This is a genomic window from Stenotrophomonas sp. PvP093, assembly GCF_017876915.1.
Lineage (GTDB): Bacteria > Pseudomonadota > Gammaproteobacteria > Xanthomonadales > Xanthomonadaceae > Stenotrophomonas > Stenotrophomonas muris.
This window is the reverse complement of sequence record NZ_JAGIOX010000004.1, coordinates 1,011,362-1,026,128: the sequence shown is the minus strand read 5'-3', so window position 1 is coordinate 1,026,128 and position 14,767 is coordinate 1,011,362. Positions and strand designations below refer to the sequence as shown.

Genomic DNA, 14,767 nt, shown 5'->3' with positions numbered 1-14,767 from the left:
CGGTACAGCTCCGGGGAAGGGGGACAGGGCAAGCCGGCAGCGTACAGCGCCACCGGCCCGGCGTGCTGATGCCAACCGGGCATCAGCTCATGCCGGACCGGCAGGGACTTGCATCGGCACCGGCCATCACGCGAAGATAATATATCGCTTCATCCGGATGGATGTAAGTGAAACTATCTCCCCCCTTCCCCGTCGTCGTTGTTGCTGGAGCCCTCCATGTCCGCCCGCCTGCCCGCGTCGCCGCTCGGCCTCGCCATCGCCCTCGCGCTTTCCTCCGCTGCCATCCCGGCCCTGGCCCAGGACGCCACCAACCTGGACACCGTGATCGTCACCGGCACCCGTGCCGCAGACCGCACCGTGCTCGAATCCACCTCGCCGGTGGATGTGCTCACCGCCGAGGACATCCGCAAGGCCGGCGTGGTCAACGGTGAACTGGGCAGCGCGCTGCAGGCGCTGCTGCCGTCGTTCAACTTCCCTCGCCAATCCAACTCCGGTGGCGCCGACCACGTGCGCGCCGCACAGTTGCGTGGCCTGTCCCCCGACCAGGTGCTGGTGCTGGTCAACGGCAAGCGCCGCCACCACACCGCGCTGGTCAACACCGACAGCAAGATCGGCAAGGGCACCACCCCGGTCGATTTCAATGCGATCCCGGTCAGCGCGATCAAGCGCATCGAAGTGCTGCGCGACGGTGCCGGTGCGCTTTACGGCTCGGACGCCGTGGCCGGCGTGATCAACGTGATCCTCGACAACGACGGCGACGGCGGCGAGATCGAGGCCAGCTACGGTGCCAACCACACCGACCTCAAGCCGATCGGCCGCACCCTCACCGATGGCCAGACCGGCAACATCAGCGCCAAGGTCGGTACTTCGCTGGGCGAGGACGGCGGCTTCCTGCGCGTCGGCCTGGAATACAAGCACCGCAACGGCACCAACCGCGCCGGCTTCGACCAGATTCCGCCGTGGGACCAGACGCCGGACAACCTGGCGCTGCAGGGCAAGCGCAACTACGTGCTGGGCGATGGCAAGAGCAAGGACATCAACCTGTGGCTGAACACCGAGATCCCGGTGGGACAGACCTCGACGTTCTACGCGTTCGGCACCTTCAACCAGCGTGACACCGAAGGCGCCAACTACTTCCGCTATCCCGATGGCGAGGCCAACTGGAAGCAGGTCTATCCGAACGGTTACCGGCCCATTTCCGAAGGCGAGAACCGCGACGTGCAGGCCGTGGCCGGCGTGCGCGGGCAGTGGGGCGAATGGAGCTACGACAGCAGCCTGGATTACGGCCAGAACGACTTCACCTACCGCCTGCGTGATTCGCTCAACGCGTCGCTGGGCCCGACCAGCCCGACCCGCTTCAAGACCGCCGACTACGAGTACGCGCAGGCCGTGGGCAACCTCGATCTGAGCCGCGTGTTCACCCAGAGCGACAGCATCAGCCACACGCTGGGCCTGGGCGTGGAAGCGCGCCATGAGCGCTACCAGACCCGCCCCGGCGACCCGGCCAGCTATGCGGCGGGCCCGTACACCGACCGCCCGACCGGCTCGCAGGCCGGTGGCGGCCTGACCCCACAGGACGCCGCCACCCTGTCGCGCGACGTGGCCAGCGCCTATGCCAGCCTGTCCAGCCAGTTCGGCGAGAAGTTCTCCACCGACCTGGCCGCGCGCTACGAGCACAACGACGACTTTGGCGGCGAACTGACCGGCAAGCTCGGCCTGCGCTACGAATTCACCCCGGCGTTCGCACTGCGCGGTGCCATCTCCAACAATTTCCGCGCTCCGTCGCTGGCGCAGATCGGCTACGAATCCACCTCCACCGGCTACAACGCCGGCGGCCAGCTGGTGCAGGGCCGGCTGCTGTCGGTCAACAATCCGATCGCGCGTGGCCTGGGTGCGCAGAACCTGAAGCCGGAGAAGTCGATCAACACCTCGCTGGGCTTCACCAGCCGCATCGGCGAGCATTTCGACCTGTCGCTGGACTTCTTCCAGATCGACATCGACGACCGCATCGCGCTGTCGGAGAGCATCACCGGCGATGCGCTGACCGATTACGTGGCCGCCAGCTACGGCGTCAGTGGCCTGCAGAGCGCCAGCTTCTTCGTCAATGCCGCCGATACCCGCACCCGTGGCGCCGAGCTGGTAAGCAACTGGCGGCAGTCGCTGGGCGATGGCCAGCTGCTGCTGACCGGCACCTACGCCTACACCAAGACCACGCTGAAGAATGTGCTGGCCACGCCGGCGCAGCTGCGCGCGCTGAACCCGGACTACGTACTGTTCGGCATCGAGGAGACCAACACCCTGACCGATGCCACCCCGCGCACGCGTGGCAGCTTCTCGGCCGCCTGGAGCAACGACCACTGGTCGCTGAGCACCCGCGTGAACCGTTACGGCAGCGCCACCCGGGTGTTCAACTTCGGTGATGGCTACATCCCGCGCCAGACCTACCAGGCCGAATGGCAGCTGGATGCCGAAGTCGAGTACCGCATTACCCCGCAATGGAGCGTGGCCATCGGCGGCCAGAACCTGACCGACAACTACCCGGATCGATCCAACAGCGATATCCACTACTTCGGCAACCTGCCGTACGACGTGCTGTCGCCGATCGGCAGCAACGGCGCGTACTACTACGGCCGCGTCCGCTATACGTTCTGATCGCATTGGGTGGGTGCGGACCGTTGGTCCGCGCTGTTTGGGCTGGATGCAGGCTGACCTGCCGTGCCGACCAACGGTCGGCACCCACCGAAGCTGATCCGCAGCCTGCCCTCGACCCCACGTACACGCTCAGGCTGGCAGGCTGGTCGTCATGGCTGAACCGCTCCCCCTGCGTCCGCCACCGCCATTGCTGGACGACGCCTGTGCGTTGTTCCTCGATGTCGATGGCACCCTCATCGAATTCGCTGCACGACCGGATGCCGTGCAGCTCCTGCCGGATGTGCGCGAAGCCATCGGCCGCATCAGTGACCGCCTGGAAGGCGCCGTGGCACTGGTCAGTGGCCGACCGCTTGAACAGCTGGACCAGCTGTTCGCTCCCCTCCAGCTGCCTGCCGCCGGCCTGCATGGGCACGAACTGCGCGGCGAGGACGGTCGTGTGCTGCGCGACGAGCACGACGACGACACCGCCGAGTGGCTGCACGCGCTGCACCAGCAGGCGATGCGCTTTGCCCACGGCCATCCCGGCGTGCTGGTGGAAGACAAGGGCGTCGGCCTGGCCCTGCATTGGCGCGGTGCGCCGCACGCGGCAAGTGATGTGCGCGCCTTCGCCGATCGCCACGTGCGGGGCCGCGCCAGCTACCGCCTGCAACCCGGCGACCATGTGGTCGAGTTCGTGCCCGTCGGCACCGACAAGGGCCGTGCCGTGCGCCGGATGATGCAGTACCTGCCCTTCCGCGGCCGCCTGCCGGTGTTTCTCGGTGACGACCTCACCGATGAATTCGGCTTCGATGCCGCCAACAGCCAGCATGGCTGGAGCGTGCTGGTGGGTGAACGTGAACCCAGCGCGGCGGTGTTCGCGCTGCCCGACATACGCAGCGTGCACGCCTGGCTGCGTGAGAATGCCTATTGACCCGGCCAACCCCCACGGCCGCAACCGAGATGTACCGCGTGATGACCCAACCCGATCTTGATCTGGGCGTGGTCGGCAACGGCAGCTTCGGCGCCCTGGTCGACAAACGTGCCCGCGTTGTCTGGAGCTGCCTGCCCACCTTCGACGGCGACCCTACCTTCTGTGCGCTGCTCGGCCCCAACCAGCAGACCGGTGGCGACTTCGCCATCGAGCTGGAAGACTTCGCCAGCAGCGAGCAGGAATACCTCACCAACACGGCGATCCTGCGCACGGTGCTCCGCGACGCGCACGGCGGCGAACTGGAAATCCTGGATTTCGCCCCCCGCTGGCGGCAGAACGACCGCTTCTACCGGCCGGTCAGCCTGATCCGCCAGGTGCGTCCGCTGGCCGGCAGCCCGCGCATCACCGTGCGTGCGCGCCCGCTGGCCGACTGGGGCGCACGCGTGCCAGAGTCGACCTGGGGCAGCAACCATGTGCGCTGGATCCTGCCGGAGCACGTGCTGCGGCTGACCACCGATGTGCCAGTGCGCTTCGTGCGCGATGGCCTGCCGTTCGTGCTCAACCATCCCATCCACCTGATCCTGGGCGTGGATGAGTCGCTCAACCGGTCGATCAGCGGCTACGTGCAGGAAGCCTTCCAGCGCACCCGCGACTACTGGCGCGAATGGGTGCGCTACCTGTCCATTCCACTGGAGTGGCAGGACGCGGTCATCCGCAGTGCGATCACGTTGAAGCTGTGCCAGTACGAAGACAGCGGCGCGATCATCGCGGCGATGACCACCTCCATTCCGGAAGCACCCGGCAGCGTGCGCAACTGGGACTACCGCTACTGCTGGCTGCGCGACGCGGCTTTCGTGGTGCGGGCACTGAACCGTCTCGGCGCAACGCGCACGATGGAACAGTTCCTCGGCTACATCTTCAACCTGGCCACCACCGACGGCACGCTGCAGCCGCTGTATGGCATCGGCTTTGAAGCCACGCTGGACGAAGACGAAGTGCCCAGCCTGTCCGGCTACCGCGGCATGGGCCCGGTGCGCCGTGGCAACCTGGCCTGGGTGCAGCGCCAGCACGATGTCTACGGCAGCGTGGTGTTGGCCTCCACGCAGCTGTTCTTCGACCGCCGCCTGCAGGATCCCGGCGACGCGCACACATTCGCCCGCCTCGAACCGCTGGGCGAACAGGCCTTCGCCCTGCATGACGTGCCCGATGCGGGCCTGTGGGAGTTCCGTGGCCGCACCGAGGTACACACCTACACCAGCGCGATGTGCTGGGCCGCCTGCGACCGCCTGTGCAAGATCGCCGTGCGCCTCAAGCGCGATGACCGTGCACACTACTGGCGCGAGCGCGCCGACACCATCCATGCGCGCATCATGGCCGAGTCCTGGAATGAGGAACTGGGCCACTTCACCGATACCTTCGGCGGCCATCGCCTGGACGCCTCGCTCCTGCTGCTGGCCGACATCGGCTTCATCGATGCGATGGACGCCCGCTTCATCGCCACCGTCGATGCGATCGGCCGCGACCTCAAGCATGGCAATTCGCTGTACCGCTATGTCGCGCCGGATGACTTCGGCGAGCCGGAGACCAGCTTCACCATCTGCACGTTCTGGTACATCGATGCGCTGGCGGCGATCGGGCGCATGGACGAGGCGCGCGAGATGTTCGAGCTGCTGCTGAAGCAGCGCAACCACCTGGGCCTGCTGTCGGAGGATCTGGCCTTCGACAGCGGCGAGGCCTGGGGCAATTTCCCGCAGACCTATTCGCACGTCGGCCTGATCACCGCCGCGATGCGCCTGTCGCGGTCCTGGCAGGAGGCATCGTGAGTCGTCTGGTGGTGGTTTCAAATCGCGTGGCCGTACCCGGCGAGAACCGCGCCGGCGGCCTGGCGGTCGGCCTGCTGGCCGCCCTGAAGGAACGCGGCGGCCTGTGGTTCGGCTGGAGCGGCAAGACGGTAAAGGACGGCAGCGGCACGCTGCACCGGCAGAAAGACGGTGACATCGACTACGTCACCATGGACCTGAGCAAGCGCGAGGTGGACGGCTACTACAACGGCTTTGCCAACCGCACGCTGTGGCCGCTGCTGCACTTCCGCCTGGATCTGGTCGACTACGACCGTGCCACCCGCGAGACCTACCACAAGGTCAACGCACTGTTCGCCGACAAGCTCGCGCCCTTGCTGCGCGAGGATGACATCGTCTGGATCCACGACTATCACCTGATCCCGCTTGGCGCACTGCTGCGCGAGCGTGGCATCGGCTGCCGCATCGGCTTCTTCCTGCACATCCCGATGCCCTCGGCCGACCTGCTGCAGGCGATGCCCGACCACCTGCGGCTGTTCTCCGCGCTCTACGCGTATGACCTGGTGGGCTTCCAGACCCAGCGCGATGCCGATCGCTTCCAGACCTACCTGCGCCTGTTCGGCGGCGGTCGGGTACTCGCCAACGGCGAGCTGGAAGCACCCGGCGGGCGTCGTTTCCGCGCGGCGGCGTTCCCGATCGGCATCGACACCGAGCTGATCGCGCGCCAGGCCGGTACCGCCGCCACCAAGGCCGCCGTAAAGAACCTGCGCGCGAGCCTGCGTGATCGCCAACTGGCGATCGGCGTTGATCGCCTGGATTATTCCAAGGGCCTGCCCGAGCGCTTCCTCGGCTTTGAACGGTATCTTGAGCGCCATCCCGACCAGCGCGGGTCGCTGACCTACCTGCAGATCGCCCCCGTCTCGCGCGGTGATGTCACCGAGTACCGGCAGCTGCGCAGCCAGCTGGAGCAGATCGCCGGCCACATCAACGGCGGCCACGCCGAGCCGGACTGGACACCGCTGCGCTACGTCAACCAGAACTTCACCCATGCCACCCTCACCGGTTTCTACCGTGCAGCGGCGGTGGGGCTGGTCACGCCGCTGCGTGATGGCATGAACCTGGTGGCCAAGGAATACGTGGCCTCGCAGGACCCGGAGGACCCGGGCGTGCTGGTGCTGTCGCTGCTGGCCGGCGCCGCCGACGAACTCAAGCAGGCACTGCTGGTGAACCCGCACGACCTGGATGGCGTTGCCGACGCCATCGCCACCGCGGCGACGATGTCGCTGCGCAAGCGCAAGGAGCGCTGGCACGCCATGATGGAGCACCTGCGCACCTACGACATCAACCACTGGCGGGGCAGCTACCTGGACGCACTGGAAGGCTGAGGAAAAAGGGGACGGAGGGGATTAAGTCGTTTGTGCACAAACGACTTAATCCCCTCCGTCCCCTTTTTCTTCAATCCAGGAATCGCGCTGCCTGCTCCGGTGCGGGCAGATGACAGGCATCATGCCGCCCGAACCAGCGGTAGCGGTTGCGCGCCAGCGCGCGATACGCGGCATCACGCCAGCCGCGCGGCACCATCCGCAGCACGCCGGTCAGGCGCCAGGCGCCGTCCAGCCCGGCCAGTACACGCAGGATGGCATCGGTATCGGTCCAGGCGCCCTGCGCGTCCAGCAGCAGGAACGACATCGGGTCCTGCGGGTCCAGCCCGTGCGCGCGCAACATCGCGCTGCCCTGCTGCCCCTGCATCGCCGCAAAACGGTAGCGCCCCTTGCGGTCGAAACGCAGCAGGAAGCGCACCCAGCGGTTGCACAGGGCGCACACGCCGTCGAACACGATCACCGCGCTGCCAGTCCCGGCGGCGCCGTCACTGTGGTTCGAGCCAGCCTTCATAGCGGATCAGGGCTCCGGCCCAGGGCAGCGTCACATCGACCAGGAAAGTGTAACGCTCGCCGCGCCAGGCTTCACGGCAGCGCACACCGCCGAACCAACGCGTCGGCAGCGGCAGCAGCCCGAACGCCCAGACCCGCCGCACCGACCAGTCGATGCCGCCCTCGCGGGCCTGCAACGCGAACTCGAAGCGCACCGCGCCCAGCTGCTCGCGCAGAAGCCCTTCGTGCGCCCACAGCCGCGACACCATCGGCCAGCGGCCGAACCGTCGCGCCCACTGCTCGCCCTGCCCGCGTGCACTGAACGCCACTTCGGTGGGCAGCGCGTCGCCGTCCTTCGGCAGCCGCGCCAACGCGGCCAACAGCGGCACCAGCCAGTGCCGCCCTCGCACGATGCGCGCCTGCCCCACGTAGCGGCAGGGCAACGGCGCGGCATGCAGCGCCTGCACCGGCGCTGCCAGGGTGGCGAAGGCCGGCCCCAGCACCCGCGCGAACAGCGGCGGGGTCAGGGCGCGATCCAGGCCAGGGTCGCCATGCGCCCGGTACGACGGTCGCGCCGGTGCGAATACAGGTCAGGATCGGCCATGGTCGACACCGTGCCGCCATACACCTGCGCCGGGTCCATCCCCGCCGCCTGCAACCGCTGCCGCGCCAGCGCGAACAGGTCCACTTTCCAGTGGCCTGCGCGGGTGGCCACGAACGCCGCCCCGGCGGCCGGATCATGGCCGACGAAGGCGTGGTAGACCTCCTCGCCGATCTCGTAGTCGGCCGGCCCGGCAGCCGGGCCCAGCCAAGCCCGCAGCTGCGCCGGCGGCGTCTGCAGGGCGGCCACCGTGGCCTCCAGCATGCCGTCAGCCAGCCCACGCCAGCCGGCATGGGCCGCACCCACCTCGCTGCCATCGGCCGCGGCAAACACCACCGGCAGGCAGTCGGCGGTCAGGATCGCCAGCACCACGCCCGGCACCGAAGTCACCGCGGCGTCGGCCACCGGTTCGCTGGCGCCAGCCACCGGTGGCGCGGTGAAGCGCAGCACGGTGCTGCTGTGCACCTGGCGCAGCCAGTGCGGTGCCGAGGGCAGTGCCAGCCCCTCCTGCAGCAGCTGGCGGTTGTGCTCCACGTTGGCCGGGGTATCACCATCGGCCGCGTGCCGGTTGCCGAGGTTGAACTGCGCGAACGGCGCCGGCGAAATGCCCGCGCCATGCCGGCGCGTGGTCAGCGCATGGACGCCTGCCGGCGCCGGCCAGTCCGCCTGCAGCAACGGCAGCGCGGCGGCCATCACCAGCGATCCCGCTCGCGGGCGGCGAAGGCTTCGCTGTCTTCGCGCAGCACCTTCATCAGGTGCAGCATGTCCTCCGGCACCGGCGCGGTATTGCGCACCGGCTCACCGGTGATCGGATGCATGAACTCCAAGGTCTCGGCGTGCAGGGCCTGGCGCTTGAAGCCGCGCAGCGCGGCCACCAGCTCGTCGCTGGCACCCTTGGGCAGCTTCAGCGCACCGCCGTACAGCGGGTCGCCGATGATCGGATGGCGCACGTGTGCCATGTGCACGCGGATCTGGTGGGTACGGCCGGTTTCCAGGCGGCACTCCAGCGCGGTGTGCGCACGGAAGCGCTCGCGCAGGCGGTAGTGGGTCACCGCTTCCTTGCCGTCTTCGCGCACCGCCATCTTCAGCCGGTCGCGCGGGTGGCGGTCGATCGGGGCATCGGCGGTACCGCCTGCCACCAGCGCGCCCATCACGATGGCCAGGTACTGGCGGTGCACGTCACGGGCCGCCAGTTGCTCGACCAATGCAGTCTGCGCTTCCAGGGTCTTGGCCACCACCATCACGCCGCTGGTGTCCTTGTCCAGGCGGTGCACGATGCCCGCGCGCGGCAGCACCGCCACCGACGGGTCGCGGAACAGCAGCGCGTTGACCAGGGTGCCGCTGTGGTTGCCGGCGCCGGGGTGGACCACCAGGCCGACCGGCTTGTTGATCACCAGCACATGCTCGTCCTCGAACAGCACGTCCAGCGGGATGTCCTCCGGCTGGGCGTCGGTCTGGGTTTCCAGCACCACATGGAGGGTCACCACCTCGCCGCCGCGCAGCGGATCGCGCGGGCGCACTTGGGCGCCGTCCAGCAGGACGTCACCGGACTTGATCCACTCGGTCAGGCGCGAACGCGAATATTCGGGGAACAGTTCGGCCACGACGGCATCGAAACGACGGCCGGCAGCGGTGTCGGGGACGATGGCCTGGCGGGCCGATTCAGAGGGTTGTTCAGACATGGCAGGGGGCATTCTTTGAAATTTTGGGGTCCCGGCGGCCGGTTTCAGTCGCTGGACAGGACACTAGGCTATCATCGACCCTTCGTATTCCAGCCGCGTCCCGCCTCGACCCCATGATCCGACGCTCCGCCATGCTCTCCGCGCCCGTCCGCCTCACCGCCCTGCTGCTGGTGCTGGTCATCGCCGCAACCGGCTGCCACCGCGGCGCCAAGAAGGGTGATCGCCCCGACGAAGGCGTGCCGGTCGAACAGCTGTACGAGAAAAGCCACAAGCTGATGCAGGGCGGCAACTGGAGCGGCGCCGAAGCCAGCTTCCGCCGCTTGGTGGCCCAGTATCCGTACGGCCCGTACACCGAGCAGGCGATGATCGAAACCGCCTACGCCCAGTACAAGGCCGGCAAGCACGATGACGCGGTGTCCAGCATCGACCGCTTCATCCGGACCTACCCGACCCACCGCAACATTGCGTACCTGTACTACCTGCGCGGCCTGGCCAACTCCAACCGCAGTACGGTTTTCCTGCGCCGCGTATGGTCGCTGGATGCCAGCCGCCGCGACCTGTCCACGCCGCACCAGGCGTACTCGGACTTCAACATCGTGGTTGATCGTTACCCGAACAGCCGCTACGCCGCCGATGCGCGCCAGCGCATGCTGGAGCTGCGTGACGTGTTCGCCCAGCACGAGCTGGACAACGCCCTGTACTACATGCGCCGCGGCGCCTGGGTCTCGGCCGTGGGCCGCGCCAACTACCTGCTGGAAACCTACCCGCAGAGCGCCTTCCAGTACGACGCCGTGGCCGTGCTGGCCGATTCCTACACCCACCTGGGCAACAAGACCCTGGCCGACGACGCCCGTCGCGTCCTGCAGCTGAACCAGCCGGATCACCCGTGGCTGGAAGGCAAGTGGCCGAAGTACCCGTGGATGATCCGCAAGCTGAACCCGTTCGCCGGCGAGAAGTCCGCCAGCACCGGCCAGCGCAACGCGCGACTGGAAAAGAAATAAGAGAGGGCCCCGAAAGGGGCCCTTCTTCTTTGTGGAGTCGAGCCACGCTCGACTGCTTTCCTCATCCGCCTCCCCGCGCCGGGGCCGGGGCCGGCACCTAGGAATGCTACGAATCCAGCGCGGATGCGACGCCGGTCGCAGCCCGCCTGGGCGAGGCGTTCCACACTGCGGCGCAACGGCCACACCGGCCATCACGGAGCGTCTCATGGCCCCACTGCGCTGCAGTTTCCGTCCCCTGTCCTGCCTCATCGCCACCGCCCTGCTGGCGCTATCCCCGCGCCCCCTGGCCGCTGCACCGGCCGCGCCGGGCGATCTGCTGTCTGCTGTCCCCTATCGCGCGTCATGGGTGCCGTCGAAGGCCGCGCAGGCCTACAAGCTGCACTACCGCACCCCGGACCACCGCGGCCAGCTGGCGGAAGGCACCGGCCTGCTGTACCTGCCCGCCGGCGCGGCGCCTGCGGGCGGGTGGCCGGTGGTGTCCTGGGCACATGGCACTCAGGGCATTGCGGATCGCTGTGCGCCCTCGGTCTCCGGCCCCACCCATGCCGAACGCGACGGACGCTTCCTGGACGTGTTCCTGGCCCAGGGCTATTCCGTCGCCGCCGCCGACTACCAGGGCCTGGGCAGCCCAGGCAATCATGCCTACCTGCACGTGCGTACCGCGGCGCGCAACGCCATCGACATGGTCAAGGCCAGCCGCCAGTACCTGGGTACGGCAACATTGTCGCCGCGCTGGGTCTCGGTCGGATATTCGCAGGGGGGCGCGGCCGCATTGACAGCAGGCCATCTGGCCGCCTCCCATGGCGGCCCATCCCTGCAGTACCGCGGCAGTTTCACCGCCGGAACGCCCACCACAGTCGAACTGACCGCGCTGGTGATGAATCCCGGCAACCGCACCGCCAATCCTGGCGCACCCAACGCATATCACGCGTATCTGCTCGACGGCCTGCTGCAGGCCGCGCCTCAGATCGACCGCGTCCTCAGCGACGCAGGCCGTGCCCGTGTGGCAGTGGCCCGCGAGCAGTGCCTGAGCGAACTGACCGCCACGCTGGACGGTGCCGATACCGGCAGCATGTTTACTGCACCACTGACCAGCGTGCCGGGCATCTGGGCGGTGCTGTACGACTATCTGGGTGTACCGCGCCGCGGCTTCAGCCAGCCGCTGATGCTGGCCCATGGCAGCGAGGACCGCGACGTGCCCTATCTGACCACCCTGCTGTACGCCGCAAGCCTGGCCGTGCGAGGTGAGCCGGTCGCGTTCCGGCGCTACCCGGTCGATCATCGCGGCACGCTGGATGCGGCGGCGGCGGATGCCCTGGCGTTCGTGCGTGCGCGGCTGGAGGACGACCACTTCAACGACGCTGCGGAGATCGCAGGCCTCGAACAACGGCTCGACGAAGCCCGGTAGATCCACGCCATGCCGGATACGCGATCCAGGAAGTTGCCGGCCAGCGGCCGGCACTACCGAACACGGTAGATCCGCGCCATGCGTGGATGCGCGGGATACGGGTTGCCGGCCAGCGGCCGGCACTACCTGCCAACGGCTGCCTCAGCCCTTGTAGCCGTTGCTGATCGGGTAGCGACGCTCGCGGCCAAAGGCGCGGCGCGAGACCTTCGGCCCCGGCGCGGCCTGGTGCCGCTTCCACTCGCTGATGCGCACCAGGCGCAGCACGCGGTCAACCACGGCCGCGTCGTAACCGGCGGCCACGATCTCCGTGCGCGACTGCTCCTGGTCGATGTAGCGGTACAGGATGCCGTCCAGCACGTCATACGCCGGCAACGAATCCTGGTCCAGCTGGTTCTCGCGCAGCTCGGCCGACGGCGGGCGGCTGATCACCGCCGGCGGGATCACCGGCGCGCCGCCCACGGTATTGCGCCACTTGGACAGGCCGAACACCTCGGTCTTGTACAGGTCCTTCAGCGGCGCATAGCCACCGCACATGTCACCGTAGATCGTGGCATAGCCGACCGCATACTCGCTCTTGTTGCCGGTGGTCAGCAGCAGGCCACCGAACTTGTTGGCCAGCGCCATCAGGATCACGCCACGGCTGCGCGACTGCAGGTTCTCTTCGGTCACGTCCGGCGCGGTGCCCTCGAACATCGGCGCCAACGCTTCCATCAGGCCCTTGAACGCCGGCTCGATCGACACCGCCTCCAGCTTCACGCCCAGCGCCTGACACTGCTCGGCCGCAAGGTCGTTGGACAGGCCCGCGGTATAGCGCGACGGCAGGCGCACGGCGGTTACGTTCTCCGCGCCCATCGCGTCCACCGCCATGGCCAGCACGATCGCCGAGTCGATGCCGCCGGACAGGCCCAGCCACACTTTCTTGAAGCCGTTCTTGCGGCAGTAGTCCTGGATGCCACGGGTCACCGCGCGCCAGGCCAGCGCGTCCATGCTCTCGTCGCCGTCGTCCATCCACACGTGCGGCATGAAGCGGCGGCTGGCGCCGTCGTACTCCACCACCAGCCACTGGTCGACGAAGGCAGCAGCGGCCGGGTGCACCGTGCCATCACCGTCGGCCACCACCGAGGCGCCATCGAACACCAGCGCGTCCTGGCCGCCAACCACGTTGAGATAGGCGATCGCCGCCCCGCTCTCGCGGGTACGTGCAGCCAGCACGGCGTCGCGCTGGGCATGCTTGCCACGCTCGTACGGCGAAGCATTCGGCACCACCACCAGCTGCGCACCGGCGCGCATGGTGTCGGCCAGCGGCTCGGCAAACCACAGGTCCTCGCAGATCAGCAGGCCAACCGGAATACCGTTGACCTCGAACACGCAGCTGCCGCCATCCGGATCGACATCGAAGTAGCGGCGCTCGTCGAACACGGCGTAGTTGGGCAGCTCACGCTTGCGGTAGGTCTGCTCGACCAGGCCGTCACGCAGCACGCTGGCGGCGTTGTAGACCACCGCGCCGGCCGCCTGCGGCCAGCCGACCACGGCGGTGATGCCGCGGCAGGCGGCAGCGATGCGGGCCATCGCCTGCTCGCACTCGTACAGGAAGCCCGGGCGCAGCAGCAGGTCTTCCGGCGGGTAGCCGCTCACCGCCAGCTCGGGGAACATCACCAGCTCGGCACCGTACTCGTCGCGCGCCTGGCCGATCATCTCGATGATGCGCTCGGTGTTGCCGGCGACATCGCCGACCGGGAAGTCGAACTGCGCCATCGCGATGCGGATCGAAGCCATGGGATTCCAGCCTGTGGTTGCAATGCCGCCATTGTAACGCCGGGGTCAGATCCCTTTTGCACAGCAAAAGGGATCCGGCCCCACGCCAGACGCAGAAAGGCCGCCCGGAGGCGGCCTTTCTGTGTTCAAGCAGCCGGCCAGCGGCCGGCTCTACAGCATCGTCTGCCGGAGGCAGTCGATCTTATTTCACCAGCTTGGCGATGGCAGCGCCCAGGTCGCCCGGCGAGCGGACGGTGACAACACCGGCAGCTTCCATGGCGGCGAACTTGCCTTCCGCGGTGCCCTTGCCGCCCGAGGCGATCGCGCCCGCGTGGCCCATGCGCTTGCCGGCCGGAGCCGACGCACCGGCGATGAAACCGACGACCGGCTTCTTCACGTGGTTCTTGATGTACTCGGCGCCGGCTTCTTCAGCGTCACCGCCGATCTCGCCAACCATGATGATGCCTTCGGTCTGCGGGTCTTCGTTGAACAGCTTCAGGCAGTCAACAAAGTTCAGGCCGTTGATCGGGTCACCACCGATGCCGATGCAGGTGGACTGGCCCAGGCCGACTTCGGTGGTCTGCTTGACCGCTTCATAGGTCAGGGTGCCCGAACGCGACACGATGCCGATCTTGCCCGGCTGGTGGATGTGACCCGGCATGATGCCGATCTTGCACTCACCCGGGGTGATGACGCCCGGGCAGTTCGGCCCGATCAGCACGGTGTCCGGATGCGAACGGGTCAGCACGTTCTTGACGCGCAGCATGTCCAGCACCGGGATGCCTTCGGTGATGCAGACGATGACCTTGATGCCGGCAGCAGCGGCTTCCAGGATCGCGTCGGCCGCGTACGGCGGCGGCACGTAGATGACCGAAGCGTTGGCGCCGGTGCTCTGCACGGCGTCGGCAACGGTGTTGAAGACCGGCAGGTCGATGTGGGTGGTGCCACCCTTGCCCGGGGTCACGCCGCCAACAACCTGGGTGCCGTACTCGATCATCTGAGTGGCGTGGAAGGTGCCCTGCTGGCCGGTGAAGCCCTGCACGATCACCTTGGTGTTCTTGTTAATCAAAACAGACATGGGAATTCCT

The 14,767-nt window shown here is 67.9% G+C and carries 12 protein-coding genes; 6 read left to right on the top strand and 6 right to left on the bottom strand.

Going from position 1 to position 14,767, the window contains the following annotated elements; translation table 11 throughout:
- Window positions 1-216: 216 nt before the first annotated feature.
- The 4 genes from J3A72_RS07305 (at window position 217) to otsA (ending at window position 6,746) form a co-directional block, all read left to right on the top strand.
- Window positions 217-2,652, top strand: a complete 2,436-nt coding sequence (locus J3A72_RS07305; RefSeq protein WP_075075712.1) for a TonB-dependent receptor — start codon at window positions 217-219, stop codon at window positions 2,650-2,652.
- Window positions 2,653-2,803: 151 nt separating this feature from the next.
- Window positions 2,804-3,562: a trehalose-phosphatase gene (gene otsB, locus J3A72_RS07300; protein WP_014648189.1), complete on the top strand. Its 759-nt coding sequence runs from the start codon at window positions 2,804-2,806 to the stop codon at window positions 3,560-3,562.
- Window positions 3,563-3,603: 41 nt separating this feature from the next.
- Window positions 3,604-5,385: a glycoside hydrolase family 15 protein gene (locus tag J3A72_RS07295; RefSeq protein ID WP_075075736.1), complete on the top strand. Its 1,782-nt coding sequence runs from the start codon at window positions 3,604-3,606 to the stop codon at window positions 5,383-5,385.
- On the top strand, window positions 5,382-6,746 hold the full coding sequence (gene otsA / locus J3A72_RS07290; protein ID WP_075075711.1) for an alpha,alpha-trehalose-phosphate synthase (UDP-forming): 1,365 nt from the start codon (window positions 5,382-5,384) through the stop codon (window positions 6,744-6,746). Before J3A72_RS07295 ends, otsA begins: the two co-directional genes overlap by 4 nt.
- A gap of 70 nt (window positions 6,747-6,816) precedes the next feature.
- On the opposite strand, the gene J3A72_RS07285 is transcribed toward otsA, so the two are convergent.
- The 4 genes from J3A72_RS07285 to rluD are packed head-to-tail and all read right to left on the bottom strand — an operon-like array spanning window position 6,817 to window position 9,515.
- Window positions 6,817-7,254, bottom strand: a complete 438-nt coding sequence (locus J3A72_RS07285; RefSeq protein ID WP_075076084.1) for a thiol-disulfide oxidoreductase DCC family protein — start codon at window positions 7,252-7,254, stop codon at window positions 6,817-6,819.
- The gene (locus J3A72_RS07280) at window positions 7,229-7,735 is read right to left on the bottom strand and encodes a DUF4166 domain-containing protein (protein ID WP_080469272.1); all 507 of its coding nucleotides are present in this window, start codon (window positions 7,733-7,735) and stop codon (window positions 7,229-7,231) included. The genes J3A72_RS07285 and J3A72_RS07280 overlap by 26 nt, the downstream gene beginning before the upstream one ends.
- Before the next feature lie 20 nt (window positions 7,736-7,755).
- Complete coding sequence (pgeF, locus tag J3A72_RS07275) at window positions 7,756-8,526, bottom strand: peptidoglycan editing factor PgeF (protein WP_075076082.1); 771 nt, start codon at window positions 8,524-8,526, stop codon at window positions 7,756-7,758.
- Complete coding sequence (rluD, locus tag J3A72_RS07270; protein ID WP_014038257.1) at window positions 8,526-9,515, bottom strand: 23S rRNA pseudouridine(1911/1915/1917) synthase RluD; 990 nt, start codon at window positions 9,513-9,515, stop codon at window positions 8,526-8,528. Before rluD ends, pgeF begins: the two co-directional genes overlap by 1 nt.
- A 113-nt stretch (window positions 9,516-9,628) precedes the next feature.
- Here rluD and J3A72_RS07265 point away from each other — a divergent pair, with 113 nt between their 5' ends.
- A complete protein-coding gene (locus J3A72_RS07265; RefSeq protein WP_032960726.1) occupies window positions 9,629-10,516 on the top strand; it encodes an outer membrane protein assembly factor BamD in 888 nt (295 codons plus the stop codon).
- 205 nt (window positions 10,517-10,721) lie between these two features.
- Window positions 10,722-11,924, top strand: a complete 1,203-nt coding sequence (locus tag J3A72_RS07260; RefSeq protein ID WP_075076081.1) for a lipase family protein — start codon at window positions 10,722-10,724, stop codon at window positions 11,922-11,924.
- Window positions 11,925-12,065: 141 nt separating this feature from the next.
- Here the strand turns inward: J3A72_RS07260 and J3A72_RS07255 are convergent, their stop codons facing one another.
- Window positions 12,066-13,700 (bottom strand): NAD+ synthase, encoded by a 1,635-nt coding sequence (locus J3A72_RS07255; protein WP_014648197.1) that lies wholly within the window; start codon window positions 13,698-13,700, stop codon window positions 12,066-12,068.
- Between the two features lie 181 nt (window positions 13,701-13,881).
- Window positions 13,882-14,757: a succinate--CoA ligase subunit alpha gene (sucD, locus tag J3A72_RS07250; RefSeq protein WP_005410793.1), complete on the bottom strand. Its 876-nt coding sequence runs from the start codon at window positions 14,755-14,757 to the stop codon at window positions 13,882-13,884.
- Window positions 14,758-14,767: the final 10 nt, after the last annotated feature.

What these genes read in the sequence shown, in the direction of transcription:
- J3A72_RS07305 (WP_075075712.1), top strand. Translation starts at nt 217, where the DNA reads ATGTCCGCCCGCCTGCCCGCGTCGCCGCTCGGCCTCGCCATCGCCCTC.
- otsB (WP_014648189.1), top strand. Translation starts at nt 2,804, where the DNA reads ATGGCTGAACCGCTCCCCCTGCGTCCGCCACCGCCATTGCTGGACGAC.
- J3A72_RS07295 (WP_075075736.1), top strand. Translation starts at nt 3,604, where the DNA reads ATGACCCAACCCGATCTTGATCTGGGCGTGGTCGGCAACGGCAGCTTC.
- J3A72_RS07285 (WP_075076084.1), bottom strand. Translation starts at nt 7,254, where the DNA reads ATGAAGGCTGGCTCGAACCACAGTGACGGCGCCGCCGGGACTGGCAGC.
- pgeF (WP_075076082.1), bottom strand. Translation starts at nt 8,526, where the DNA reads ATGGCCGCCGCGCTGCCGTTGCTGCAGGCGGACTGGCCGGCGCCGGCA.
- rluD (WP_014038257.1), bottom strand. Translation starts at nt 9,515, where the DNA reads ATGTCTGAACAACCCTCTGAATCGGCCCGCCAGGCCATCGTCCCCGAC.
- J3A72_RS07265 (WP_032960726.1), top strand. Translation starts at nt 9,629, where the DNA reads ATGATCCGACGCTCCGCCATGCTCTCCGCGCCCGTCCGCCTCACCGCC.
- J3A72_RS07260 (WP_075076081.1), top strand. Translation starts at nt 10,722, where the DNA reads ATGGCCCCACTGCGCTGCAGTTTCCGTCCCCTGTCCTGCCTCATCGCC.
- J3A72_RS07255 (WP_014648197.1), bottom strand. Translation starts at nt 13,700, where the DNA reads ATGGCTTCGATCCGCATCGCGATGGCGCAGTTCGACTTCCCGGTCGGC.
- sucD (WP_005410793.1), bottom strand. Translation starts at nt 14,757, where the DNA reads ATGTCTGTTTTGATTAACAAGAACACCAAGGTGATCGTGCAGGGCTTC.